General features: G+C 67.0%; 26 protein-coding genes, 1 tRNA gene and 2 pseudogenes. 20 read left to right on the forward strand and 9 right to left on the reverse strand.

The window, feature by feature from the left end; all coding sequences use genetic code 11:
- Position 1: 1 nt before the first annotated feature.
- Positions 2-757, reverse strand: a complete 756-nt coding sequence (locus ACFQU1_RS09150; RefSeq protein WP_378131523.1) for a GntR family transcriptional regulator — start codon at positions 755-757, stop codon at positions 2-4.
- A gap of 382 nt (positions 758-1,139) precedes the next feature.
- Between ACFQU1_RS09150 and ACFQU1_RS09155 the strand changes: the two genes are divergently transcribed.
- Together ACFQU1_RS09155 and ACFQU1_RS09160 are read left to right on the forward strand one after the other, a co-directional pair.
- Complete coding sequence (locus tag ACFQU1_RS09155; protein WP_378131646.1) at positions 1,140-1,313, forward strand: ABC transporter permease subunit; 174 nt, start codon at positions 1,140-1,142, stop codon at positions 1,311-1,313.
- Entirely contained in the window at positions 1,298-1,543 is a 246-nt protein-coding gene (locus ACFQU1_RS09160; protein ID WP_378131525.1) for a hypothetical protein, read from the forward strand. The genes ACFQU1_RS09155 and ACFQU1_RS09160 overlap by 16 nt, the downstream gene beginning before the upstream one ends.
- A gap of 318 nt (positions 1,544-1,861) precedes the next feature.
- On the opposite strand, the gene ACFQU1_RS09165 is transcribed toward ACFQU1_RS09160, so the two are convergent.
- On the reverse strand, positions 1,862-1,996 hold the full coding sequence (locus ACFQU1_RS09165; protein ID WP_378131650.1) for a hypothetical protein: 135 nt from the start codon (positions 1,994-1,996) through the stop codon (positions 1,862-1,864).
- Here ACFQU1_RS09165 and ACFQU1_RS09170 point away from each other — a divergent pair.
- From ACFQU1_RS09170 to ACFQU1_RS09240, 15 genes and pseudogenes are all read left to right on the forward strand, one after another.
- A pseudogene (locus ACFQU1_RS09170) lies at positions 1,932-2,409 on the forward strand (carbohydrate ABC transporter permease). The gene ACFQU1_RS09165 and the pseudogene ACFQU1_RS09170 overlap by 65 nt on opposite strands.
- A gap of 3 nt (positions 2,410-2,412) precedes the next feature.
- Positions 2,413-2,877, forward strand: a complete 465-nt coding sequence (locus tag ACFQU1_RS09175) for an ABC transporter ATP-binding protein (protein ID WP_378131527.1) — start codon at positions 2,413-2,415, stop codon at positions 2,875-2,877.
- A 275-nt stretch (positions 2,878-3,152) separates the two neighbouring features.
- Positions 3,153-4,044: pseudogene (locus ACFQU1_RS09180) on the forward strand (proline racemase family protein); the annotation flags it as partial.
- A gap of 102 nt (positions 4,045-4,146) precedes the next feature.
- Positions 4,147-4,308, forward strand: a complete 162-nt coding sequence (locus ACFQU1_RS09185; protein ID WP_378131648.1) for a proline racemase family protein — start codon at positions 4,147-4,149, stop codon at positions 4,306-4,308.
- 58 nt (positions 4,309-4,366) lie between these two features.
- On the forward strand, positions 4,367-5,524 hold the full coding sequence (locus tag ACFQU1_RS09190; protein ID WP_378131529.1) for a mandelate racemase/muconate lactonizing enzyme family protein: 1,158 nt from the start codon (positions 4,367-4,369) through the stop codon (positions 5,522-5,524).
- 35 nt (positions 5,525-5,559) lie between these two features.
- Positions 5,560-6,330, forward strand: a complete 771-nt coding sequence (locus ACFQU1_RS09195; protein WP_378131532.1) for an SDR family NAD(P)-dependent oxidoreductase — start codon at positions 5,560-5,562, stop codon at positions 6,328-6,330.
- 134 nt (positions 6,331-6,464) lie between these two features.
- Positions 6,465-7,286 (forward strand): substrate-binding periplasmic protein, encoded by an 822-nt coding sequence (locus ACFQU1_RS09200; RefSeq protein WP_378131534.1) that lies wholly within the window; start codon positions 6,465-6,467, stop codon positions 7,284-7,286.
- Positions 7,287-7,310: 24 nt separating this feature from the next.
- Positions 7,311-8,141 (forward strand): amino acid ABC transporter ATP-binding protein, encoded by an 831-nt coding sequence (locus tag ACFQU1_RS09205; RefSeq protein ID WP_378131536.1) that lies wholly within the window; start codon positions 7,311-7,313, stop codon positions 8,139-8,141.
- The gene (locus ACFQU1_RS09210; RefSeq protein ID WP_378131538.1) at positions 8,141-8,809 is read left to right on the forward strand and encodes an amino acid ABC transporter permease; all 669 of its coding nucleotides are present in this window, start codon (positions 8,141-8,143) and stop codon (positions 8,807-8,809) included. The genes ACFQU1_RS09205 and ACFQU1_RS09210 overlap by 1 nt, the downstream gene beginning before the upstream one ends.
- 3 nt (positions 8,810-8,812) lie before the next feature.
- Positions 8,813-9,481, forward strand: a complete 669-nt coding sequence (locus ACFQU1_RS09215; protein ID WP_378131541.1) for an amino acid ABC transporter permease — start codon at positions 8,813-8,815, stop codon at positions 9,479-9,481.
- A gap of 58 nt (positions 9,482-9,539) precedes the next feature.
- On the forward strand, positions 9,540-11,267 hold the full coding sequence (locus ACFQU1_RS09220; protein WP_378131543.1) for a dihydroxy-acid dehydratase: 1,728 nt from the start codon (positions 9,540-9,542) through the stop codon (positions 11,265-11,267).
- A 220-nt stretch (positions 11,268-11,487) separates the two neighbouring features.
- Entirely contained in the window at positions 11,488-13,566 is a 2,079-nt protein-coding gene (locus ACFQU1_RS09225; protein ID WP_378131545.1) for a hydantoinase/oxoprolinase family protein, read from the forward strand.
- A gap of 32 nt (positions 13,567-13,598) precedes the next feature.
- Positions 13,599-15,326 (forward strand): hydantoinase B/oxoprolinase family protein, encoded by a 1,728-nt coding sequence (locus ACFQU1_RS09230; RefSeq protein WP_378131547.1) that lies wholly within the window; start codon positions 13,599-13,601, stop codon positions 15,324-15,326.
- 4 nt (positions 15,327-15,330) lie between these two features.
- Positions 15,331-16,185: a sugar phosphate isomerase/epimerase family protein gene (locus ACFQU1_RS09235; protein ID WP_378131548.1), complete on the forward strand. Its 855-nt coding sequence runs from the start codon at positions 15,331-15,333 to the stop codon at positions 16,183-16,185.
- Complete coding sequence (locus ACFQU1_RS09240; protein ID WP_378131551.1) at positions 16,182-16,967, forward strand: SDR family NAD(P)-dependent oxidoreductase; 786 nt, start codon at positions 16,182-16,184, stop codon at positions 16,965-16,967. The genes ACFQU1_RS09235 and ACFQU1_RS09240 overlap by 4 nt, the downstream gene beginning before the upstream one ends.
- 10 nt (positions 16,968-16,977) lie before the next feature.
- Here the strand turns inward: ACFQU1_RS09240 and ACFQU1_RS09245 are convergent, their stop codons facing one another.
- Positions 16,978-17,781, reverse strand: coding sequence for a shikimate dehydrogenase family protein (locus ACFQU1_RS09245; RefSeq protein ID WP_378131553.1), 804 nt, complete (start codon positions 17,779-17,781; stop codon positions 16,978-16,980).
- A 253-nt stretch (positions 17,782-18,034) separates the two neighbouring features.
- On the opposite strand from ACFQU1_RS09245, the gene ACFQU1_RS09250 reads away from it, so the two are divergent.
- Complete coding sequence (locus ACFQU1_RS09250; protein WP_378131555.1) at positions 18,035-18,238, forward strand: 2-hydroxymuconate tautomerase; 204 nt, start codon at positions 18,035-18,037, stop codon at positions 18,236-18,238.
- Positions 18,239-18,268: 30 nt separating this feature from the next.
- Positions 18,269-19,510, forward strand: coding sequence for an NAD(P)/FAD-dependent oxidoreductase (locus ACFQU1_RS09255; RefSeq protein ID WP_378131557.1), 1,242 nt, complete (start codon positions 18,269-18,271; stop codon positions 19,508-19,510).
- Positions 19,511-19,546: 36 nt separating this feature from the next.
- Here the strand turns inward: ACFQU1_RS09255 and dapB are convergent, their stop codons facing one another.
- Positions 19,547-20,356: a 4-hydroxy-tetrahydrodipicolinate reductase gene (gene dapB, locus ACFQU1_RS09260; protein ID WP_378131559.1), complete on the reverse strand. Its 810-nt coding sequence runs from the start codon at positions 20,354-20,356 to the stop codon at positions 19,547-19,549.
- Positions 20,357-20,631: 275 nt separating this feature from the next.
- Between dapB and ACFQU1_RS09265 the strand changes: the two genes are divergently transcribed.
- Positions 20,632-21,441: an aldolase gene (locus tag ACFQU1_RS09265; protein WP_378131561.1), complete on the forward strand. Its 810-nt coding sequence runs from the start codon at positions 20,632-20,634 to the stop codon at positions 21,439-21,441.
- A 191-nt stretch (positions 21,442-21,632) separates the two neighbouring features.
- Here ACFQU1_RS09265 and ACFQU1_RS09270 read toward each other — a convergent pair whose 3' ends face one another.
- The 5 genes from ACFQU1_RS09270 to ACFQU1_RS09290 all read right to left on the reverse strand — a co-directional run bounded on the left by ACFQU1_RS09270 (position 21,633) and on the right by ACFQU1_RS09290 (position 25,387).
- A complete protein-coding gene (locus tag ACFQU1_RS09270) occupies positions 21,633-23,072 on the reverse strand; it encodes an inositol monophosphatase family protein (RefSeq protein ID WP_378131563.1) in 1,440 nt (479 codons plus the stop codon).
- A complete protein-coding gene (locus tag ACFQU1_RS09275) occupies positions 23,069-23,959 on the reverse strand; it encodes a glycerophosphodiester phosphodiesterase family protein (RefSeq protein ID WP_378131565.1) in 891 nt (296 codons plus the stop codon). Before ACFQU1_RS09275 ends, ACFQU1_RS09270 begins: the two co-directional genes overlap by 4 nt.
- Positions 23,956-25,080, reverse strand: a complete 1,125-nt coding sequence (locus ACFQU1_RS09280; RefSeq protein WP_378131567.1) for an ABC transporter ATP-binding protein — start codon at positions 25,078-25,080, stop codon at positions 23,956-23,958. Before ACFQU1_RS09280 ends, ACFQU1_RS09275 begins: the two co-directional genes overlap by 4 nt.
- A 2-nt stretch (positions 25,081-25,082) precedes the next feature.
- Positions 25,083-25,217 (reverse strand): hypothetical protein, encoded by a 135-nt coding sequence (locus tag ACFQU1_RS09285; protein ID WP_378131569.1) that lies wholly within the window; start codon positions 25,215-25,217, stop codon positions 25,083-25,085.
- A gap of 93 nt (positions 25,218-25,310) precedes the next feature.
- A tRNA-Met gene (locus ACFQU1_RS09290) sits at positions 25,311-25,387 on the reverse strand.
- Between the last annotated feature and the right edge of the window lie 15 nt (positions 25,388-25,402).

Genomic DNA, 25,402 nt, shown 5'->3' on the forward strand with positions numbered 1-25,402 from the left:
GTCAGATTGCGCTCTCGGCGCCGGACTCATGCCCGAGCCGCATCTTGGCGGTGACGTTGCGGTCGAAGAACTGGATGAAGCGGCCCTTGAACATGGTGGCGTGGACATGCGCGATCTGTTCGGCGCGGTCCGGGTCCCGCTCGCGGATGGCGTCGAGCATTTCCCGATGGCCGGAGGCCATCTTGTCCACGGAATTGTCCGGGTCCCGAGCCTGAAACTCGAAATGGTAGTGCAGCATGCGGCGGCCCTCGTCGAGAATCCGCTTGTAGAATTGCTGAAAATAGCTGTTCCGCCCGGCCTCGGCGATCGCCATGTGGAAGGCGTGGTTGGACTCGATCATCGGCAGCGAGTTGCCGGTGTCGATACTCTTCTGCGCACCCTTCTCAAAGGCGATGCGCGCGGCCTCGATCCTCTTGATGTCGGCGTCGGTGCGATGGATCGCCGCCAGACGTGTCGTCACACGCTGCAGCAGGTCGAGGGCATCCAGGAATTCCGGGATGCTCTGGACGTCGATCGGCGTCACGATGGTGCTGCGGTTGGGCAGGATGACCACCAGCCCCTCGCTGGACAGGCGCACCAGCGCCTCGCGGATCGGCGAGCGCGAGAGGCCGAAACGCTCGCTCAACCCCACCTCGTCGAGCGGCGCGCCCGGCGCGATGGCGACGCGCAATATATCCTGCCGAAGCTGGGCGTACACGCGCGCGCTGCCGGTCTCCTTGCTGGGGCTGGGCTGGTCCGTATCCAAAAGCATCGACATCCTTCTTTCCGCCCGTGTTCACATGGCCTGGCGTTTGACTATCGGGGAATCCTAGCCACTCGCCGGGCGCGTGTCGCCGCCAATCGGCGGCGGCTCCTGGTCCTTGGTCGCGAATTGCAGGGCCCTAGCGCAGCCGTACGGCCACCGGGTGGCACACGCCTGCATGATCGGCAATTCAATTGTCGACTCCATGTCGATAACATACAGGCCGAACCGTGCCGCGTATATGCCCGCCGCACCCATTACGCACCGGGATCCGCCTGCCTTATGGCGAGCTGGCACCCTGCCTCCACTGCGGATTTCCGCGCCTTCAACGGCTTGAGGCGATCTCGCCTGGGCCAACTCCACGGAGACCGCCTTCGCCTCGATCCTGCTGGTCGACATCTGGGAGTGGACGCCCTTCGTCTTCATCATCGTCTTTGCCAGGCTGCGCGCGCTGCCCAAGAGCCCGTTCGAGGCCGCAGCGATCGATGGGGCCCATCCGGTCACCGTGTTCTTCAACATCACGTTGCCCATGCTCAAGCCGGTGATCGTATCGCCGTGCTCCTGCGCCTGATCGACGCCATGCGCACCTACGACACGGTGTTCCTGCTGACGCGCGGAGGCCCCAACCTGTCGACGGACCTCACCTCCATCTACCTGCAGCGCATCAACTTCCAGTTCTTCAACCTCGGCTACGGCGCCGCGCTGTCCTGGATCTTCGTGCTGCTGCTTGCCGTCGTCGTCGGGCTCTACGTCCGCTGGAGCGGCTTCCTCAAGATGATGTCGACGCCGGGAGCACGCTGATGCCGCAGGGCCGCAGGGAGTATGCCCAATGAGCATTGAAACGGTCGGAAGCCGCAGCCCGCTGGCGACGGCAGGCTACTATCTCGTGGCTATCGTCGCGACAGCGGCCTTCGCGCTGCCGCTGGTCTGGATCGCCCTCTCGTCGCTGAAGTCGGACGTCGACGTCGCTGCCTATCCGCCGGTATGGGTCTTCACGCCCACCCTCGTTCACTATGCCGAACTGTTCGACACGCTCAACGCCGGCCGCGCCTTCCTGAACAGCTTCTTCATCGTCACGCTCGCCACGCTGCTGGCCATGACGATGGGCACCATGGCCGCCTACGCGCTAGCCCGCTGCGAGATGAAGAACCGCGAGTTTCTCGCCTTCCAGTTCCTCACCATCCGCATGATGCCGGGCATCGTCAGCGTCATCCCGCTGTTCATCATCGCCCGCGCGCTCAGCGTCTTCGACACGCCGTGGCTGCTCATCGCGGTCTATGCGCTCAACGGCCTGCCCTTCGTCGTCTGGGTGATGCGCGTGTTCATCCAGGACATCCCCCGTTCGATCGACGAGGCCGCGCTGATCGACGGCTGCGGCCCGTTCGAGGTTCTACCGCATCACCCTGCCGCTGCTGCTGCCCGGCCTTGCCGCGGTGGTTGTCATCATCTTCATGTTCGCCTGGAACGAGTACCTGCTGGCGAGCATGCTCACCTCCTCCAACAAGACGCTGCCGGTCATCGCCGCCAACGCCATCAAGCCGAAGGCGATCTCCTGGGGCCTGTCCTCCGCCGCCGGCGTCCTGATGTCGCTGCCGGTGATCATTCTTGTCCTGTCGGCACAGCGCTACCTCGTGCGCGGCCTGACGCTGGGCGCAGTGAAGGGATAGACCATGAGCGTTCATGTCCAGAAGCTGCGCAAGCAGTACGGAAGTTACCTCGCCGTCAACGACGTCGACATCGACATCGCCGACGGAGAGTTCTTCGTCATGCTCGGCCCGTCCGGCTGCGGCAAGACCACCACGCTGCGGATGATCGCCGGCCTGGACGTGCCCTCGTCCGGCCGCGTGTTAATCCGCGGGCGCGACGTCACGCACACGGAGCCGCGCCACCGCGACATCGCCATGGCGTTCCAGGATTTCGGGCTCTACCCGAACATGACGGTGTTCCAGAACGTCGAGTTCCCGCTCAAGGTCCGCAAGGTTCCCGCCGCGGAACGCAAGCGCAAGGTCAAGGACATCGCCGAGCGCCTGGGCATCGACACGCTGTTCGACCGGCGGCCGGGCCAGATCAGCGGGGCCAGCGCCAGCGCGTCTCGCTGGCCCGCGCCCTGGTGCGCAGCCCCCACGTCTTCCTGATGGACGAGCCGCTGTCCAATCTCGACGCCAAGCTGCGCGCCACCATGCGCAAGGAGATCAAGCAGCTCGTCTCCAACCTCGGCATCACCACGATCTACGTGACGCACGACCAGGTCGAGGCCATGTCGATGGCCGACCGCATCGGCGTGATGAGCGGGGGCAACATGATCCAGGTGGATTCCCCGCTCGGCATCTACGACCGGCCGAAGACCCGCTTCGTGGCGCAGTTCATGGGCTCGCCGCCGATGAACCTGTTCGCCGCCGGCTCCGCCGGCATGCTCCACGAGCGGCTGGCGGCGCGGCTGCCGGCCGAGGAGGCCCGGCGGCTGCCGGAGCCGGGGCTGTCGGTCGGTGTGCGCCCGGAACATGTCGGGCTGACCGCGCAGGGGACCGAGGGGGTGGCGGAGGCGACAGTCGAGTTCGTCGAACCGCTCGGCCCGTCCACCAACGTCTACCTGCGGCGGGGCGACGAGCGGCTGATCGCGGTAGTCGACCAACACCTTTGCCTGCGGCGACACCATGACCCTGCAGGTCCGCCCCGAACACATCCGCCTCGTCAGCGACGACGGCACGCCATAACCACGCGGCGAACGGTCATGTCAGCCTATTTCAAGCGCATCGTGCATACCATCGACTCGCACACCGAGGGCAACGCCACGCGCGTGATCGTCGGCGGCGTGCGCACCCCGCCGGGCGGCACCCTGCTGGAGCGCCGCAACCGGCTGTGGCGCGAGGACGACGGGTTGCGCCGCATGCTCAACTTCGAGCCACGCGGCAGCGGCTTGGTGTGCTCGGTGCTGCTGATGCCGCCTTTCGAGCCGGCTAACGACTTCTCCGTCATCATTATGGAGCAGGACGAATACGTGCCGATGTGCGGCCACTGCATCATCGGCGCAGCCACCACAGTGGTCACCGCCGGCATGGTGCCGGTCGTCGAGCCGTCCACCCGCGTGCGGTTCGAGACGCCCGCGGGCCTGGTCGTCTGCGACGTCGAGGTCGAAAACGGCAAGGTCGGTAGCGTCAGCTTCGACAATGTGGACAGCTTCCTGCTGCGCACCGATGCACCCCTCGAGGTCGAGGGCTTCGGGCGCATCTCCACCGACATCGCCTATGGCGGCGACTTGTACGCGGTCGTCGACGCCGACGCGCTGGGGCTGACCCTGGTGCCGTCGGAAGCGGCCGCCATCGTCTCGGCCGGCCGCCGGATCCGCGAGGCGGTCGCCGCGCCGCTTCGAGGGCGTGCTCGGCACCTGCTTCACCGGCCGGGCGGTGGCGGCGCAGCGGCGCGGCGACATTCTCTATGTCACGCCGCGCATTGGCGGCCGCGCCTATATCACCGGCTTCCACCAGTTCGTCCTCGATCCCGACGATCCGCTTCCCGAAGGCTACCGCATGGGCGCGGTGCCCCGCGCCGAGGTGCGGGAGCTCTGAGCCGCCTGCCCGCCGTGCCGTGCGCCCTTCCCTCCCGTCCAGCCGAGGTCTGCCCGTCATGAAGATCGCCCGTGTGGAAGCCTTCCGCCTGAAGTCGACCATCAAGAAGGAAGGCTGGCAGGAGGACGAGTATGTCTGGCCGAGCAAGCTGCCCTGCTTCCTCGTCCGGGTGACGGCGGACGACGGCACCTACGGCGTCGGCGAGATATCGAGCCAGACCTGGTATCTCGGCGAGACGGCCGAGCAGATCCTCTCCTATGTGCGGCTGTACGACGACGCGCTGACGGGGGTGGACGCCGAGAGCCCGGCGCTTGCGCATAAGGCGATGGAGGCCACCGTGTCGGGTGGCATGCCGGGCAGCCGGGCGACGCGCGCGGGCATCGACATGGCGATCTACGACCTGATCGGCCGCGCCCGCGGCGTGCCGGTGCACGTGCTACTCGGCGGCGCCTACCGCACCCGCTTCGAGATGCTGACCAACCTCTACCACAAGACGCCCGAATCGATGGCCGCCGCCGCCCGCCAGGCGGTGGAGGATGGTTTCAAGGGTCTCAAGATCAAGGTCGGCGACGTGCTTCTCGCCAACGGCTGGACGCGCGCCAATTTCCGCATCGAGCTCGACAAGCTCCACGCCGCTCTGGAGGCGGTGCCCGACGGCATCTACATCGACGCCGACGCCAACCAGGGCTGGCTCAGCGCGAAATGGGCGGTCGACGCGCTGCGCGAATTCGATCGCTACGGCAATCTCTCCATCGAGCAGCCGCTGCGCTATGCCGATCTCGACGGCGCGGCCTTCGTCGCCGCGAACGCCCGGACGCCGGTGATCCTCGACGAATCCGTCTGGTCGCCCGAGGCGATGCTGCAGCTCATCCGCATGCGGGCCTGCGACCGCATCGTGCTGAAGCTCAGCCGCGTCGGCGGCTTCTACCCGGCACAGCAGATCGTCGCCATGTGCGAGGCCGCCGGCATCGGCGTGTCGGTCGACACCAACCCCTATACGCTGCTCGGCGACACCGCCTGCTGCCACATCGCCGCGGCGATTGCGACTCCCTACCCGGTGGACTGCGAGGGCCACGTCTCCTTCCTGTCGATGAACGATCCCGATCCGTTCAGCGGCGGCGTGAGCATTGAGAACAGCATCGCCACCCTGCCAGACGCTCCCGGGCTCGGCATCGAGGTCGACTGGGCCGCCATCGAGCGGCACCAGGCCGCCTAGCACCGTCACATCCATCGGGTTGCGCGGGAACTCCCATGTACGGACTGAACGGCAGGAAAGCCCTGGTCACCGGTGCCGCGAGCGGCATCGGCCGGCGCATCGCGACCCGGCTGGCCGAGGAGGGCTGCGATGTCGGCATCCTCGACGTCGACGCGGCCGGGGCGCGCGGGACCGCCGCCGAGGTGGAGCGGCTCGGCCGCGCCGCGCTCGTCATGGAGGCCGATGTCGGCGAGCCTCGCCAGCTCAAGGAGGCGCTCGCCGCATTCGAGGGACGCTTCGGCGAGGTCGACATCCTCGTCAATAACGCGGCCATTACCACCATGGGGCGCATCGGCGAAATCCGCATCGAGGATTGGCGCCGGGTGTTCCAGATCAACGTCGAGGGCGTCTTCAGCCTGTGCAGCCTGCTGGCGCCGCGCTTCGCCGCCCGCCGCTCGGGCCGCATCGTCAACACCGCCTCCTGGTTCGGGAAGATCGGCAAGTCGCATTACGGCGCCTATTGCGCCTCCAAATTCGCGGTGATCGGCCTCACCCAGTCACTGGCGGCCGAGCTGGCGCCCTTCGGTGTCACGGTGAACGCTGTATGCCCCGGCACCATCGTCGAGACGGGCATGCGCGAGGTCGCGGACCGGCGGGCCGTCGAAAGCGGCCTGAAGACGGCAAAGCAGCGCGAGGCCGAGATCCCGCTCGGCCGCGTCGGCCTGCCCGACGACATCGCGCGGGTGGTGGCGTTCCTCGCCTCCGACGAAGCCTCCTACATGACCGGCCAGTCCATCAACGTCACCGGCGGGTTGTGGATGCACTGAGCGTTCCTTCGAAAAGCCATGGCCTCTGCTCAATCCGCGGGCATGTCCAAAAATAGACCACATCCGGTCACCGCGTCGCTTGACATTGTCGGCATTTTGTCGAGCATGATAATACAACAACCAAGGGGAATATCATGAAGTGGAGCAAGCTGTTCTTGGTCGCGGTCGGCATGCTCGGTGCCGCCATCGTGGCACCGGCCGCCCGGGCGCAGACCGCCGACGGCTACTGGCAGGAAGTGCAGAAGCGTGGCGTGCTGCGCTGCGGCGCGGCGATCGCGCCTCCTCATGTGATGCGCGACCCGCTCACCGGGGCCTATAGCGGGCTGTTCGTCGACTTCTGCAACGAGTTCGCAGAGAAGGCGCTCGGCGTGAAGGCCGAGATGGTCGACACCACCTGGGACAACATCGTTGCCGGCCTCCAGGCGGGGCGCTGGGACCTGTCCATGGCGATCAACCGCACGCCGAAGCGCGCGCTGGCCATCGCCTTCAGCGCGCCGGTCTGGGCCTACCAGATCTCGCTGGTCTACGATAAGGCCAATCCGAAGCTCAAGGATCCGAAGTCGCTCGCAGACGTCGATGTCGCCGGCGTGACCATTGCGGTCAAGACCGGCAGCGCCGAAGATGCGGCCATGACCGCGAACGTCAAGAACGCGACCATCATGCGCCTCGCCGACGTCGACGCGAACCGCCTCGCCGTCTCCTCCCGCCGCGCCGACATCGTGGTCGAGGACAGCGACGCCAACGCCCTTTTCGTCGCCACCGACCCCAACCGCTGGGTGGCGATGTTCCCGCAGCCGGCCGTCGCCAAGCAGGGCATCGCCTACGGCCTGCGCCGCAGCGCCACGGCGGCCGACGTCGACGTGCTGAACATCTTCCTGGAGGAGAAGGCCGCCACCGGACAGACGGCGACCATCTTTCAGACCTACGTGGACAAGATCGTCGGAGGCACCAAGTAGCGGCGCCCTCCACGATCATGCAGCATGACCTCGGCGCCGGTCGCCATCGCGCGGCCGGCCGCTCGTCTGGAGGAACAGCACTTGGCAGACGACTTCCTGAAGGTCCGGGGGCTTCAGAAGCACTACGCGCAGGGGACCATCAAGGTCCTGAACGGGCTCGACCTCACCATGACGTCGACCGACCGCCTCGTCGTCATCGGCCCGAGCGGCGGCGGCAAGAGCACCCTGCTGCGCTGCATCATGGGGCTCGAGGACATCGCCGCCGGGACCGTCGACGTCGACGGCGATCTCTATATTTCCCGCGACGGCAGCTCCACCCAGATCGATCGCCGCATCCAGAAGCAGATCGGCATGGTGTTCCAGAGCTACACGCTGTTTCCGCACCTCAGCGTGATGCGTAACCTGATCCTGGCCCCCGTCCGCTCCCGCAAGGTGCCGCGCGGCGTGGCCGAGGACCGCGCCCGCGAGATCATGCGGCGCTTCGGGCTGGACGGTAAGCTGAATGCCTACCCCTCGGAGCTGTCCGGCGGCCAGAAGCAGCGGGTCGCCGTCGCGCGCGCGCTCATGCTCGACCCCAAGCTCATGCTGTTCGACGAGGTGACGTCGGCGCTCGACCCGGAACTGGTGTCCGAGGTGGTGGCGATGATCATCGAGCTCGCCGACGCCGGCATGCCGATGATGATCGTCACCCACGACATGTGGTTCGCCAAGCGCATCGCCACGCGCATCGTCTTCTGCGCCGGCGGCCACATCGTCGAGGACGCGCCGCCGGACGAGTTCTTCTCGAACCCCCGCAGCCAGCGCGTGCGCGATTTCATCAACAACGTGCTCCACGCCAACACCGGGCCGGAGTGATGCAGCATCTGGACTATTTCTTCATCATCCAGGCTTGGCCGCTCCTGCTCAACGGCCTGCTGGTGACACTGCAGCTGACCTTCTGGGCGAACGTCATCGGCCTTGTCGGCGGCGCTCTGCTCGCCCTCTGCACCACGGGCTCGCGGCGCATTCTCACCGTGCCGGCGCGGCTCTACATCGAGTTCTTCCGCTGCACCCCGACGCTGGTGCAGATCGTCTGGTTCTTCTTCTGCGTGCCGATACTGTTCGACGTGTTCTGGCCCCCGGTCTTCATGGGCATCGTCATCCTCGGCATGAATCTGAGCGCCTTCAACGCGGAGGCGTTCCGGGCCTCGATCCAGACCATCCCCCGCGCCCACACCGACGCCGCGATCGCCCTGGGCCTGACCCCGTTCGAGCGCATCGTCCACGTCATCCTGCCGCAGGCGCTGCGCTACGCCATCCCGGTTCTCATCACCAACGGCATCGGCCTGTTCCAGCAGACCTCGCTGGTAGCCTTGGTCGGCGTTGACGAGCTCATGTACAACGGCCGCCTGGTCTCGACGTCGACGTACCGTCCGATCGAGACCTACACCTTCCTCGTGCTGTTCTACCTCGCAGTGTCGATTCCGATCGGCCGGCTGGCGGCTTTCATCGAAAGCAAGAGCGACCGTGCTCTGAAGGCGTGAATCATGGGCAATCTCGACTTCTCCATCGTCTGGGAATTCCGTGATGCGCTCGCCTACGGGCTGATGACCAGCCTGCTGCTCAGCGCCATCTGCGCGATGGCGGGAACGGTGCTCGGCTTCTTCGTCGCGCTGTGCCAGCAGTCGCCCGTCCGGCCGCTGCGCTGGGTGGCGATGCTCTATGTCGAGGTGCTGCGGGGCGCTCCCACGCTCATCACCCTGTTCTGGGTGTTCTTCTGCCTGCCCATCATCCTCGGCGTCGAGATCAACGCGTTCTGGTCGTCGATCATTGCCCTGACGCTGTATATGGGCGCCATCACTAGCGAATCCTTCCGCTCCTCGCTCAAGTCGATCGGGCAGGACCAATACGACGCCAGCAATGCGCTGGGCCTGGCGCCCACGACACGCACCGCCTTCATCGTCGCGCCCCAGGCGGTGATCCGCGCCATTCCCAACATCCTGTCCAACGTCATCAGCCTGTTTAAAGAAAGCACGCTGGTGTCGGCGGTCGGCATGGTGGAGCTGATGTACACGGCGCAGACGATATCCAACGTTACCGCCCGCCCGATCGAGATCCTCACTGCCGTCGCGCTGATCTATTTCGTCATCGGCTACGGCTTCAGCCTCGCGGTGTCCTGGGTGGAAACGCGCGTGCGCGCCCGCACCCAGGGCTGACCCCTTCTTCCCGACATACGGGCGGCGCGTGCTGCCCGCGCGCATATGGAGCCTGTGCATGCCGTCCGAAAAACGCCCGCTGCGAAGCGAATCCTGGTTCCGGCAGATCAACAATGCCGGATTCGAGCATCGCACCCATCTCAAGGCCAGAGGCGCCCTGCCGGAAATGTTCGAGGGGCGGCCCGTCATCGGCATCGCCAATTCCGGCTCCGACCTCGTGCCCTGCAACGCGCATCTCTCGGGCATCGCCGAATGGGTGAGCAAGGGCGTGCTGGAGGCGGGCGGCTACCCGCTGGTGTTCAACACCATGTCGATCGGCGATTCCATCGTGCGGCCCAGCGGCATGCTGTTCCGCAATCTGATGAGCATGGAGCTGGAGGCGACGCTGCGCGCCAACCCGCTCGACGGCGTGGTGCTGCTGACCGGCTGCGACAACACAGCCCCGGCCTACATGATGGGCGCGGCGAGCGTGCAGCTGCCCACCATCGTGGTGCATGGCGGCGCCATGATCAGCGGGCGCGTCGGCACCCGCACCGTCGGCTCGGGCACGGACATCTTCAAGATGCACGCCGACTACCGCGCCGGGAACATGAGCAAGGACAGCTTCCTCGACGCCGAATACGGCATGTCGCGCAGCAACGGCCACTGCAACACCATGGGCACGGCCACCACCATGGGCTGCCTCGCCGAGGCGCTCGGCCTCAGCCTGCCGGGCACCGCTGCCATTCCCGCGGTCGACAGCCGGCGGCTGTCGAGTTCGCAGCTTGCCGGCCGGCGCATCGTCAAGATGGTGCGCGAGGACCTGACCATCGCCAAGGTGGTCGACCGCAAGGCTATCGAGAACGCCATCCGGGTGAATGCCGGCCTCGGCGGCAGCACCAACGCCATCCTGCACATCACCGCACTGGCCGGCCGGCTCGGCATCGAGCTGTCGCTGGCGGATTTCGAGGCCAACTCGAAGGGCATCCCGCTGCTCGCCAACATCGCGCCGAATGGCGCCTATCTGGTCGAGGAGTTCTTCGCCGCCGGCGGGCTGCCGGCGCTGATGAAGGAAATGGCCGGGCAGCTGCATCTCGACGCAATCACCATCACCGGCCGGACGGTCGGCGAGAACATCGCCGGTGCGAGCACCATCGACAGCGAGGTGATCGCCTCGCTGGAGACACCGGTGAAGCCGCAGAACGCCCTGCGCATCCTGCGCGGCAACCTGGCGCCGCGCGGGGCCATCATCAAGCCTTCCGCCGCCAGCCCCCACCTCATGCGGCACACCGGGCCGGCGGTGGTGTTCGAGAGCGTCGCCGACCTCGATGCGCGGATCGACGATCCCGACCTCGACGTGGACGAGAACAGCGTGCTGGTCCTCAAGGGCATCGGGCCGCGCGGCTATCCGGGCATGCCGGAGCTGGGAAATATCCGCCTGCCGGCCAAGCTGCTCGCCCGCGGCATCACAGACATGGTCCGCATCTCGGACGGTCGCATGAGCGGCACCGCCTACGGCACAGTGGTGCTGCATGTCGCGCCGGAATCCTCGGTCGGCGGTCCGCTGGCGCTGGTGCGCGAGGGCGATCTCGTCACCCTTGACGTCGACGCGGGGACGCTCGACTTCGACGTCTCCCCCGCCGAGATGGAGCGCCGCCGCGCGGAGCTGACGGCGGCCGTCGTACCGCCGCAGCGCGGCTATGAGCGCCTGTTCATCGAACATGTGCTGCAGGCCGACCAGGGCCTCGACTTCGATTTCCTGGTGGGCGGCTCCGATACGTCCGGTCCGATCAAGCGGCCCTTCTAGGCAGCTGCCCCGGACGGTGAGTCCGGACAATGGAGCGTCCCGCGAACCGATAACGCATCGAGTCCCCGCCGCGGCGGGGACTCGATGCCAGCCCTCAGGACAGGAGCGGCGGCAGGCCATCGCCGCTTGACAGGGCTTCCGACGGCCCATATTTGTTGTCGACAGAAAGTCGACTTAATGTTTCGTGCCCTGTGAACCACCGGGGCGAAGGAGAGTGCCGATGAGACGGGCGCGGATCGGTGTCGATATCGGGGGCACCTTTACGGACCTCGTGCTGCTAGACGACGACGGTAAGGTGTTCTTCGCCAAGGTGGCTTCCACTCCCGACGCGCCCGAGCAGGCCGTGCTCACCGGCATCGCGCAGATCCTCGAAACCGCCGGACTCGGCGTCGGACAGGTGGCCAAAGTGCTGCACGGCACGACGGTTGGCTCCAACACCCTGTTGCAGAAGGTCGGCGCACGGACCGGCCTGATCACGACGCGCGGCTTCCGTGACGTGCTGGAGATCGGCCGAGTCCGCACGCCGACCATGTTCGACCTCTCCTGGAGCAAGCCGGAACCGCTGGTGGCGCGCCGCCACCGGCGCGAGGTCGACGAGCGCGTCAGCGCCGCCGGCAAGGTGCTCACCCCGGTGGACGTCGAGCAGGTCCTGGAGATCGGCCGCGACTTCGTGAGCGAGGGCATCGAATCCGTCGCCGTCTGCTTCCTCAATTCCTACGCCAACACCGAGAACGAGATGCTGGCCCACAAGGCTCTGGCGGAGGCGTTCCCCCAGCTCTGCATAACCGCCTCGGTCGCCGTACTGCCGGAGATCCGCGAATATGAGCGGACCTCCACCACCGCGGTGAACGCCTATGTGCTGCCAGCGCTGCGCAGTTATCTCGCGCGCCTGGACGCCGGCCTGCGCGACCTCGGCATCGAGGCGCCGCTGCTGGTCAGCAGCTCGAATGGCGGCCTCTCCTCGGCCGCCATCGCCCAGGAGAAGCCGGTCTTCTTCATCTCCTCCGGCCGATCTGCCGGCGTCGTCGGCGCCAGCCGGCTCGGCGAGGCCATCGACGAGCGCAACCTCATCGTCTTCGACATGGGCGGCACCACGGCCTCAGCCTCGCTGATCCACGACGGCAACCTGACCCGTGCCAACGAATATGAGTTCCGCGCCGGCATCTCGACCCCGAGCCGCTTCATCAAGGCCGGCGGCTATCTGATGCGCGTACCGACCATCGACGTCGCCGAGGTGGGCAGCGGCGCCGGCTCGATCGCTTGGCTCGATCCCGGCAAGCTGCTGAATGTGGGTCCCGCCTCCGCGGGCGCGAAGCCCGGCCCGGCCTGCTATGGCGCGGGCGGCACCAAGCCAACCGTGACCGACGCCAATGTCGTGCTAGGCTATCTGCCCGCCGAGCTCGCCGGTGGTTCCCTGCAGCTCGATGTCGCCGAAGCGCGCGCCGCCGTGGAGCGCGACCTCGCGCTGCCGCTCGACCTCAGCATCGAGGACGCGGCGAGGGGCATACGCGAGATCGTCAACGTAAACATGGCCCGCGCCATCCGCGCTGTCACCGTCGAGCGCGGCGTAGATCCGCGCGACTTCACGCTGCTGGCCTTCGGCGGCTCCGGCCCGGTCCATGCCTGCGACCTTGCCCGTTCGCTCGGCATACGCCGGGTTCTCTTTCCCCGCGCGCCCGGCGTCTTCACCGCCATGGGCATGCTGGCGGGGAGCGTCGAGCATCATTTCCTGCGTACCTTCCCGGTGCCGCTGAACAAGGTCGCCGTCGCCGACCTCGGGACGGTACTCGCCGCGCTGCGCGCCGAGGCGGTGGTGACGCTGGCCCGGGAGGGCTATGCGGAAGGGCGCATCGGCTTCGAGTTCGAGCTCGACATGCGCTTCCGTGGGCAGGATTCGGAACTGGCCGTGCCGTTCGCCGGCGAAGCGGCGGCCTTCGACGCCGGAGCCCTGCACGAGCGCTTCGTCGACAGCTACCGCGGCATCTACGGCTACGCCTCGCGCGACGAGGTCGAGATCGTTAACATCCGCCTGCGCGCGCGCGGCATCGGCGACAGCACGCTCGACTTCGCGCGCATCGAGGCCGGCCAGCTCGCGGTCGGCGAGGCCGTGGTTACGAAGCGCCCGATCTATTTCGGTCAGGAGGCCGGCTGGATCGACACGCCGGTCATGGAACGCGCCGCGCTACGCGACGAGGTGGAGGGCCCCGTCGTCCTGCAGAGCACGGACACCACGATTCTCGTCCCGCCGGACGCGCGCGTCTCGCTCGACCGGGCCGGCAACATCCTTGTGGCGTTGTGATCCGGCAGCGGAAACATTCGAAGGAGTGCACCATGGCGGACCGCAAGATCGACCCCATCACCTTCGCCGTCATCAAGAGCGGCCTCGACACCATCGTCGACGACATGGCCTATGCGGTCATGCGCACCGCGCGCTCGCCGATCGTGCGCGACGTCCTCGACTATTCGGTGACGATGTGCGACCGGCAGGGCCGTATCCTCTCCCAGGCGAAGACCGTGGCGCTGCATCTCGGCGCGGTGCCGGACGCCATCGACGTGGTGCTGGAGCGCTTCGCGGGGAAGCTCGCGCCCGGCGACGTCGTAGTGCTCAACGATCCCTATGACGGCGGCATGCACCTGCCGGACATCTTCATGTTCAAGCCGATCTTCCATGACGCGGACATCCAGGGCTTCTCCGTCGTGGTCGCCCATCACTGCGACGTCGGCGGGCGCGTCCCCGGCTCCAATGCGAGCGATTCCACGGAGATCTTCCAGGAAGGGCTGCGCATCGCCCCGATGAAACTCTACGAGCGCGGCGTGCCGAACGAGACGCTGTTCAAGATCATCGAGAAGAACGTGCGGCTGCCCGAGCTGGTCATCGGCGACATCGAGGCGCAGTACGCCACCTGCAACATCGGCGAACGCGAGCTGCTCAGGCTGGTGGAGCGCTACGGCGCCGACGAGCTGAACCTCTATTTCGACGAGCTGATCGACTATGGCGAGGCGCTTACCCGCTCCGCCATCGCCGCCTGGGCGGACGGCGATTACGAGTTCACCGACTATATCGACGGCGACGGCTTCTCGCCCGAGCCGATCCCGATCAAGTGCCGCATCAGCGTGCGCGGCGACCATCTCCACGTGGATTTCGCCGGCTCGGCACCGCAGGTGCGCGGCGCCATCAATTCCACCCTCTCCTTCACCAAGTCGTCGACCTACCTCACGGTGCGCTGCGCGCTCGACCGCGACGTGCCCAACAATGCCGGCGTCTACCGCTGTATCACGGTCAGCGCGCCGGAAGGCTCGATCCTCAACCCGCTCATGCCGGCGCCGGTCGCCGCCCGCGCGCTCACCGGCTACCGCGTGGTGGACACGGTGATGGGCGCGCTGGCCCAGATCGCGCCCCGCAAGGTCATGGCGGCCGGCGAGGGCGGCAACACGGTGGTCGTACTCGGCGGCTATGACAGGCAGACGCGCGAGCCCTTCATCCTCGTCGACATGATCAACGGAGCCTGGGGCGGGCGCAGCGACCAGGACGGCATCGAGGGCGTGACGAACCCCTCGCAGAACATGTCGAACCTGCCCATCGAGACGCTCGAGGCTCGCTACCCGATCATGATGGAGGAATATTCGCTGCGCCCGGATTCCTGCGGCGCCGGCGAATATCGCGGCGGGCTGGGGCTCGTGCGGCAGTACCGCCTGCTGGCGGAGGAGGCTGTGCTGCAGGTCCGCGCCGACCGCTACGTTCATCCACCCTACGGCCTGTTCGGCGGCGGCGCCGCGGCGCTCTCGCGCAACGTCCTGCTGACGGACGGCGCGGCCGAGGAGCTCGACAGCAAGATCACCCGCAATATCCGGGCCGGCACCGCCATCCGCCACGAGCAAGCCGGCGGCGGCGGCTATGGGGATCCGCTGAAACGGCAGGTCGAGCGCATCCGCACGGATCTCTCGGAAGGCAAGATCTCTCAGGCCTATGCGGCACGGCATTACGGCGTGGTGTTCGCCGACGGCGAGATCGACGAGGCCGCGACGCTGGTGCGCCGCCGCGAGATGGAAGCGGCGTGAGGCCATGCAGCCCGACCTTTCCCGCTTTTCCGTCAACCAGATCACCACGCCGAACTGGAGCATGGCGCAAGCGATCGAGGGCTATGCCGGACAGGGCGTCGGCGGCATCGCCTGCTGGCGCAACTACGTCGCCGACTACGGCGTGGAGCGGACCGCCCGGCATATCCGCGACGCCGGGCTGTGGGTCGCCTCGCTCTGCACCAGCGCCTGGCTCAACGCCGCCACCGAGGCCGACTACCGGGCGGCGATCGAGGAGAACCGGCGCATTCTTGACACCGCCGCGGCCATGGGCGCGCCCTGCGTGGTGATGGTGGTGGGCGGGCTGCCGGCCGGCTGCAAGGACATCATGGGCCAGCGTGCCCGCGTCCGCGACGCGCTCCACGCGCTCGCGCCGCATGCCCGGGCGGTCGGCGTCAGGCTGGGGCTGGAGCCGCTGCACCCGATGTATGCCGGCGACCGCAGCGTGCTGAACTCCATCAAGGACGCGAACGACCTGTGCGACGAGCTCGGCGACGCCGCCGGCCTCGTGCCGGACGTCTATCATTGCTGGTGGGACCCCTGTTTCGAGGCCGAGCTGCGCCGCGCCGGGCCGGATCGGATCCTCACCTTCCACTACTGCGACTGGCTGGTGCCGACCCGCAACCTGCGTGACCGCGGCATGGTCGGCGACGGCGTCGTCGACATCCCGCGCATACGCGGCTGGCTCGACGACATCGGCTATGCCGGCAAATTCGAACTCGAGCTTTTCTCCGAACTCGATTGGTGGAACCGGCCGGGTGAAGAGACCGTGCGGATCGGCATCGAGCGCTGTGCGCCCCATGTCGGCCCGCTGCCCGCCATTGCGAAGGACCAGTCATGACCACAACCGCGAAGGTCGCCGTCGTCACGGGAGGTGCAAGCGGCATCGGGGAAGCGACCGCGAGGCGCTTTGCACAGGCGGGGTGGACGGTGGTGATTGCCGACATCAACGCCGAGCGCGGCCAGGCCGTCGCCGCCGAGATCGCCGCGACGGGCATGCGGTGCGACTTTCACGCGATGGACGTCGCGGTCGAGGCCGACGTCGAGCGGGTCGCCGCCGCCATCCTCACCGATCACGGCGCGCCGGCGGCGTTGGTCAATTCCGGCGGCGTGCTGCAGAACGCTGTCCGCGTGACCACGATGGACATCGCCGAGTTCGACCGCATCATCGACATCAACGTGCGCGGCACGCTACTGGTGAGCCGGGCGTTCGGCGCGCGGATGGCCGAGGCCGGATACGGCTCCATCGTCAATCTGTGCTCGCTCACGACCTTCCATCCCTGGCCGCAACCCGCCTATGGCGTGAGCAAGGCCGGCCTGAAGATGCTCACCGAGATCATGGCGGCCGAGCTCGGCCCGCAGGGCGTGCGGGTGAACGCGGTCGCTCCCGGCTATACGCTGACGCCCGCCATGAAGCAGCGCATCGACCGCGGCGAACGCGACCCGGCGGCGGTGATCGCCAAATCCGCCCTCCGCCGCTTCGTCGAGCCGCACGAGGTCGCGGAGGCGATCTATTTCCTATCCTCGCCCGCCGCCGCTGCGATCACCGGCACCACGCTGCCGATCGACTGCGGCTGGCTCGTCTACACCAGCTACAGCGCCGCTGCCGCCCAGCCGGCCTGAGCCTCCCGGCTTAATAGCCGAAGAAGCCCATCATCAGGCCGAGCTGCTCGTCGAGCATCCCGGCGCCGTAACGCACGTCGCAGCCGGCACGGGCGGCCGCGGCCAGCAGGGGCGTCTCGCGCGGCTTCATCACGATGTCCGCCACGATCATCCCGGACGTCAGGGCCGCGACATCCACCGGCAGTGGGTCGCTCTCGGGGTGGAGGCCGCAAGGCGTGGCATTGATGACGAGATCGCGACCGGCGGGACTGTTGGCGCCGCTCGTCACCGCGAGGTCGGGATGGCGCCGCTGCACGCCGGCTGCTAGCGCCTCGGCACGGCCGGCATCGATGTCGTGGATGTTCAGCGATGTGATGCCAGCCGTCGCGAGGTTGAAGGCGATCGAGCGCCCCGCGCCGCCCGCGCCGACCAGCAGCACATTCCGGCCGGCCGCGTCCCTGCCACCGGCGAGCAGGCCCTGCATGAAGCCCGGCCCATCGAAATTCGCGGCGATCATCCGCCCGTCCGGCTCACGCCGCACCGTGTTCGCCGCGCCGACGGCCAGCGCCGTCTCATCGGCGGCGTCGGCAAGAGCGAGCGCCTGCTCCTTGAGCGGCACGCTGACCACGATGCCGCCGAGATTCCGCGTCCGCTTCATCGCCTCCCAGCCGATCGCGAAGTCATCCGGCGCATAGTGCACGGCGATCATGACGGCATCGATGCCACGGGCGGCGAACACTGGGTTGAACACCTCCGGCGAGCGCACATGCTCGATGGGATGGGCGAGCATGTAATAGATCTTCGTGGTGCCGGTGATCGTCGGGACGCTGTTCATGGCAGTTTCCGTCTTGTGCCCGCGACCCGCCGGTCTGCCGGCGAGCTGAGCGCGTTGACAATGTCGACATTCAGTCTACATAAGTCGACATTCAGTGCGCAATGCGAAAGCGGCAGGGAATGCGATCGGGCCGGCAGTCGACATCATCGGGCGAGGCGCGCGCCCCGACGATGTCCGATGGTCGCCGCCCCGCTTGCCGCTGCTGGGCGCCCTGCGCCTATCTGCCCCTCCCCCTTCGCCATACGGAGTCGACATGCCCATCGTTCGGATCGAAATGCTGACGGGACGCACGCGCGAGCAGAAACAGCAGCTTGCCGAGGCCGTCACCAACGATGTGGCACGGATCGCCAAGTGCAGCGCCGAGAGCATCCAGATCGTCTTCACCGAGGTGAAGCGGGAGGACTGGGCCACCGCGGGCGTCCTCGCCGACGCCAAGGCCCCGGCTCCCACGACCTGACCGGGTGCCTCGAAGCGGCGGAGTTAGCGCGTGCGGGACGTGACGGTCATCGGCGGCGGCATCGTCGGCCTTGCCAGCGCCATCGCGCTTCAGGACGACGGCCATGCGGTCGAGATTATCGAGCGCGAGCGGCCCGGCGCGGGAGCAACGTTCGGCAATTGCGGCCTGCTCGCCGTCGGCGAGGTGGTGCCGATCTCCAAGCCCGGCGTCGTGCGCAAGATACCCGGCTGGCTGCGCGATCCCGAAGGGCCGCTGTTCGTCCGTCCCCGCGCGCTGGTGCGCGAGCTGCCCTGGCTGCTGCGCTTCCTGTGGGCCGGCCGCCCGCGGCGCGTCGTCGAAGCAGCGCGCATCCTGGCGTCACTGACGCGCCATGCCGAGGCCGATTACCGCGCCCTCCTCGGGCGCGCCGGCCTTTCCGACAATCTGGTCCCGGCGGAAAACCTCATCGTCTTCCATTCCCGGGACGACTATGAGCGGGACAGGTTCACCTGGGATCTGCGGAGCAGCCTCGGCTTCTCCCACGCCTTCCTGACCGGCGGCGAGGTGCGGGCGCTCGAGCCCGCGCTCGGCGGGCCGATCACATGCGGTGCGCTGCTGACGGGATGGCACCAGTTCAGCGATCCCTTCATGATGGCGCAGCGCCTCGCCGCCTATTTCCAGGCGCGCGGCGGCGTCATCCGCATGTCGGCGGTGGAAGGCATCGAGACGGCCGCCGGCAAGGCCTCGGCGGTGCGCCTCGCCGATGGCGAGCGGCTGCCGGTGCGCCGCGTCGTGCTCGCTGCCGGCGCCTGGAGCCGACCCCTGGCGCGGGGCCTCGGCCTGCGCGTGCCACTGGCGGCGCTGCAGGGCTATCACCACCATGTCCTCGCGCCCGGCGTGAGCCTCGGCCGCCCGGTGCTGTACGGCAATGGCGGCTTCGTCGTCACGCCGATGGAGACCGGCCTGCGGATCGCCGGCACGATCGAGGTCGCAGGCGCCGATCCCCGCCCGAATCTTGCCCGCGCCGACATCATCGCCCGCAAGGCGGCGCAGATCCTGCCCGGCCTCGACCTGTCCGGCGGCACGCAGTGGATGGGACCGCGGCCCTTCATGCCGGACTCGCTTCCGGTGCTCGGCGCCGCCCCGGGCCACTCCAATGTCGTCCTCGCCTACGGCCACGGACAGGTCGGCGTGACGCTCGCCGCCACGACGGGGCGGATCGTCGCCGATCTGGTCGCCGGGCGAACCCCGCCAGTCGACCTCGCACCCTTCCGCCCCGACCGATTCCGCTAGCGCAGGCGAAGACCCGCCCGCCCGCCGCGCCGGCCGTTAGCCCATGACCGCTTCGAGGCCGCGCTGGACGCCGACCCAGCTCGGCACCTTACGCGCGGCCAGCAGCGTGCCAGCGATATAGGGGGTCGCGGATTCGCCGGCGTCGTGGCGGATGGTCAGGCGCTCATCGGCGGCCCCGAACACGCTTTCCACCGCCAGCAGGAAGGAGGGAAGCCGCAGCGCGTGCAGGCGCACCTCGGTCCGGCCTTCGCCGAACGCGCCGCCGCGCGTCTCGGTCGCGCCGACCATGTCGGCGACGGGCCAGCTCGTGGCCGGTTGGCGCAGCTCGGCGAGTTCCTCCGCCAGCTCGCGCGCCGTGCCGGACGGGGCGTCACGCCGGTCGGCAGGGCAATATTCGATCAGCTCGACGTCCGCTATGTATTTCGCCGCCTCCAGCGTGAAGCGCTTCATCAGGATGGCGGTGATGGCGAAATTGCCGGCGGCGAGCACGCCGACCGCGTTCGCGTGCGCGGCGACGTCGATCTCGTTGTAATCCTTCGCAGTCAGGCCGGCGGTGCCCACCACCACGTGCAACCCCGCCGCCACGGCGGCGAAGGTGGCCGCCTTCACCACGTCGTGCGCGGTGTAGTCGATGACGACGTCCGCCGGCACCGCAACCGCCTCCGCGACGCTGGCGAACACCGGCACGCCGTTTGGCGCGCCGCCCAGCGCCTCGCCGAGATCCGTGCCGGCCGCGGCCCGGGACACACCGGCGACGAGCTGCAGATCGGGAGCGGCGGCGATCGCGGCGGAGAGGGGCCTGCCGATGCGGCCGGTGGCGCCGGCGAGGACGATGCGAAGTGTCATGGAAAGGGCTCCGGGAAGCATGGGAACACCAGCCATAGCAGGGTCATCCCGGGCTGAAAACCACTGGTCGACACTATGACGACTTCATGTCTTCGTAGTGCAGCATCGCGGTTGACATATGTCGTCCTATTGTCGACATTACCGTCATCGTTTAAACCCATTGGCGGAACCGCCCGGTTCGCCCGTCCCGACGCACTCCGCGCGCTGCGAAGCGGAGGCGGGCGTTTCACCTACGCTCCCGGCTCGCTCCAGGCACCGGACAGGAGTTCTTTCACATGGCTCATTCGCTCGGTACTCAACCCGCTGCCGCCGCTCCCCAGGCAGATCAGCCCCGGCTGAACAAGCCCGCGCTGGACGGAGCCGAGGTATGGAACGCGAAGATCGACCTCGCGGCCTGCTTTCGCTTTGCCGCGCGCCTGGGCATGGAAGAGGGCATCTGCAATCATTTCTCCTGCCTAGTGCCCGGCCATGACGACCTCTTCATCGTCAATCCCTACGGCTATGCCTTCAGCGAGCTGACCGCGTCGCACCTGCTGATCTGCGACTTCAACGGCAATGTAGTGTCCGGCAGGGGGATGCCCGAGGCGACTGCCTTCTACATTCACGCGCAGATGCACCTCAAAGTGCCGCGCGCCAAGGCCGCGTTCCACACGCATATGCCCTACGCCACGGCCCTGAGCATGACCGAGGGCGACCCGCTGATCTATGCCGGACAGACCGCGCTCAAGTTCTACGGGCGCACAGCCGTGGACGCGAATTATAACGGCCTCGCCCTCGACAATTCCGAAGGCGACCGCATCGCCGCCGGCGTGGGCGACGCCGACGTCATCTTCATGAAGAATCATGGCGTCATGGTACTTGGTCCGACTATCGCCGAGGCGTGGGACGACCTGTATTATCTGGAGCGGGCCTGCCAAGTGCAGTGCCTCGCCCTTTCCACCGGGCGCCAGGTGCTGCCGGTGGATGCCGCCATCGCCGCGGCCGCGGCCAAGCAGATGCGCGAAGGCGACGCGGAGTCGGGGCGCCTCCACCTTGAAAGCATCAAGCGCACGCTGGACCGCGAAGAGCCGGCCTACCGCAGCTAAGGCATACTCACGCGAACCCGCCGGGCACGGCGTGCTGGTGTCTTGATTATAGGATCGGGCTGCGACGTAGAGATTTCCCGACCCCAGGCGCCAGCTTGGCCGGACGGCTGCCGTCCGGCCCCGGTTTCGGCGTCGAGCTCGACGAAGCGAAGCTGGCCAAGTACTGCGCCGACATCTAACGCGCGCGTCGGTCAGCGCAGCGATGCAGCGTATCTCGCGATGCCTTCCCCTAGGTCGATGCGGGGGCTGTAGCCGAGATCGCGTGCGGCCCGATGCATGTCGACGTTTCGCAGCACATATTCCTGCGGTGCGACGGCAGCCGCGAAGTCGACCCGCAGCTTCGGCAGCACCGATCGCGCGATTTCCGCCACCTCGCCGAGCGTGAGCGAGGTTCCGCCGGAGATGTTGTAGGCCCGCTCGGGCAGGTTCGGCCGGTCCAGCGCCCCGACCAGCGCGTCAACCACGTCGTTGACATAGAGATACTGCCAGCGCGAGGTGGCGTCGTTGTCGAGGACGGCGGCGTCGCCGGCCAGACCAGCCTCGACCATGATCTTGATGTTGCACCTGGTCGTACGGCCAGGCCCATAGGCCTGGAAGATCCGCAGAGAAACGCCATCGACGGCCCATTGCGATCGATAGGCATCCAGAATGGCTTCGCCGGCCACCTTGCTCGCGCCGTAGAAGTTGAGCGGGACGAGGAGGTCGGTCTCTGCGACGGGATCGCGGGTCGAGGCGCCGTAGACCGAGCCGGACGAGCACAGCACGACGCGACGCACGCCGCAGATCCGCGCCGCCTCGACGACATTGATGGTGCCGCCGATATTGATGTCCAGCGTGTCGCGCGGATTGTCCCGGTTGACGCGGCGGCCCGACACGCCGCCGCCATGGACGATCTGATTGACGGAAAACCGGCGGCAGAGCGACGGCATGAGATCCGGATTGCGGATGTCCCCGCCGGAGAAGGCGGCGAGCACCTCCGGAGGGTCGGGCGCATCGAGGTCGATGCCGATCACGACATCCCCGCGCTGCGCCAGACGGGCGGCCAGCGCCCGGCCGAGAAAGCCGGAGACTTTGGCAAGATTCTTGAGAATTTGAGGCCGCACGTCGGCCGGCAGAAAATCCGTGGAAACGAGAGCGACCATTTCGGCAAGCGAAGCGGGGGATGCGACGCGGATGCGGCGGCGCTCACCTGTGTGGCTGACAAGGAAGGTGCCGCCACCTTTCTCCGCCACCATCGCATCGTCCCCGATGGGGTCATAGATGACGCCGGCGATGCTCTCGCCGCGTCGCGTCACCGCGGCCATCACGCCAAACAGCGGCATTCCCGCGACGAAATTTGCAGTCCCGTCGAGCGGGTCGACGACAACCGCCAAGTCGGCGTCGACCAATGCATCAAGTAGCGCCGGATTGGCAGCCGCCGTTTCCTCGCCGGCGAACAGTGCGCCAGGCAGGAGCAAGGAGAAGCTGTGCATCAGAGAAGCTTCAGCGGCGATGTCGGCTTCGGTGACCAGATCAGTCGCATCGGCTTTCGATCGGACGTCGCTTTCTCCCAGCCGCCGGAAGCGAGGCAGGATTTCCAGCTTGGCCGCGACGCGCAATGCTTCGGCAATCTGGAGCAGATCGATTGTCATTTCGCGCCTGCCTGCGGATCAGGCGGCCGGAGGGCGGGCGAGCATCGGTGCTCCTCTGCGTCTGCTGCGCGGCCATCAATGAATACGCGCAGCGCCTCTGTTTCGTCTGTCTGAATGGCGGAAAAGCCGGCGTCCATCAGCTGCCCCCAGACCGCGTCCGGATCGCGGAGTGCCGCGGTGTCGGTGAAGCCTGGCGAGGCGACCGGATCCAGCGTGTTCACCCAGAGCGTTGCGCCGTCATTCTCGAGGCGATCTCTGACGGCTGCGACCTGGGCAAGGTCTCGAAAAGAAAGCTCGCACACGAAAGGCTTCAGCTCGAAAGCAAGCTCAAGCTGGCGTTCGGCATCGGCCTCTCCCAAGCGAACTCGGGCGATCAGCGGGACGCCGCGCGACACGATTTCCCGGCGAACCCAATCCAGGTCCGCTTCGGTCTTGAGATCGGCCCAAAAGTCCACCTGCTTGTCGACCTGCATCTCCTTTGCGCAGGCGATGACGTCGGGGATGACATCGCGATGCTTGACATCGACATGGACGAAGATGCGATCCCGCGTCAGCGCGAAGATATCCTTGAGGCGCGGCAAAAACTCGTCGGTAGGCGGATTGGACTCGCCGCCGTCACGGTTTCGCAATCGCAATCTGGTCAGCTCCTGCACCGTCAAATGCTCCGGCCATGCATCGACGCCCGTCATTCGGGTGAGCGTGTCGTCATGCAGCAGAACCAGCTCTCCATCTGCGCTGCGGACATCGATCTCGACGACATCGCATTTGGTTGCGATCACCTGTTCGATGGCCAGAAGACTGTTCTCGGGAGCAGCGCGCCAGACGCCGCGATGGGCGACGATCGCGCAGGGACGCGCGCGATTCGGCATATACTCGAAATAGTTCATGCATGTTCCTGTGTTTCGGCGGCCTCGTCCGGTGCGATGGCCTTGCCGGACTGCGCGTCGAAGAAATGCAATCGTCGCGGCGGAATGCTTAGGACCAGCTTCTGGTCGTTCGACGCTTCAGCGCCGAACGGCGTCACGGCGCGGACGACCGATCCTGCGAGATTCGCCGCGATGATGGAGTGGGATCCGAGATCCTCGCGGAAGCGCAGGTCCGCCCGCAATGTCGGGCCGTCGATAGCCGAGGCGTCAACAAGCTTTATGTCTTCCGGGCGAATGCCAAGCTGGACCGGCCCCTGCAGAATCGACTCCGCGGCAACTTGTCCATCGGCCAGGCGCAGCACGGAGCCATCGCCAACAACCGGCAGGATGTTCATCGGCGGTGCACCGATAAAGCCGGCGACGAAAACCGACGCCGGATGGTGGTAGATCCGCTTAGGCGTATCGAATTGCTCGATCTGCCCCTTGTTGAGGATGAGGATCCGGTCGGCGAGCGTCATCGCCTCGACCTGATCATGCGTGACAAAAATCGTGGTCGCCTTGATCCGTCGATGCAGCTCGGCGAGCTCGATGCGCGTGTCGTGACGCAATTGGGCATCGAGGTTCGACAGGGGCTCGTCAAAGAGCAGCACGCCTGGCTCGCGCACGATGGCGCGGCCGATGGCGACCCGCTGGCGCTGTCCCCCTGAGAGCTGAGCTGGTTTGCGATCGAGGTAATCGGAGAGGCCGAGCATCTTCGCCACCTCGGCGACGCGGCCCGCGCGAAACGCTTTCGACTTTCCCGCCACCTTGAGGCTGTAGGCGATGTTGTCGGCTACAGTCATGTGGGGATAGAGCGCATAGTTCTGGAACACCATGGCGCAGCCGCGGTTCTTGGGCTCGAGGTCCTGCACCTCTCGGCCGGCAATGATGATCTGGCCGCTGCTGACCGGCTCCAATCCAGCGATCATCTGCATGAGGGTGGACTTGCCGCATCCCGACGGGCTGAGCACGACCGTAAACTCGCCAGCCTGGAACTCCACATCGAGCCGCGGAATCACGGTGGCCTTGCCGTAGGCTTTCGAGACGCCGGTCAGCGTGATGCTGGCGGCCGAGATGTGGATTCCGGTATCGACAGCGCTCATCGCTATTTCTCCGAGAGAACAAGGCCCTGCACAAGAAATCGTTGGAGCAGCGCGATCATGATGAGGGGAACGGTGGAGACGACTATGGCGCCCGCCATGATCAGGGGATAATCGGGAAAGGCGCCTTCGTCCGGCACAAGCGGCGATCCTGCGGTTCGCCGCCAACAAGAAAAATCCCGGCGTCCTTTCGGAGGCCGGGGTTTTGGGTGCCTTGTTATCGCAAGAATCGTTGGTTGCGGGGACAGGATTTGAACCTGTGACCTTCAGGTTATGAGCCTGACGAGCTACCGGGCTGCTCCACCCCGCGTCAACTGATGTCTGG

Source organism: Chelatococcus sp. GCM10030263 (assembly GCF_042666455.1).
GTDB lineage: Bacteria > Pseudomonadota > Alphaproteobacteria > Rhizobiales > Beijerinckiaceae > Chelatococcus.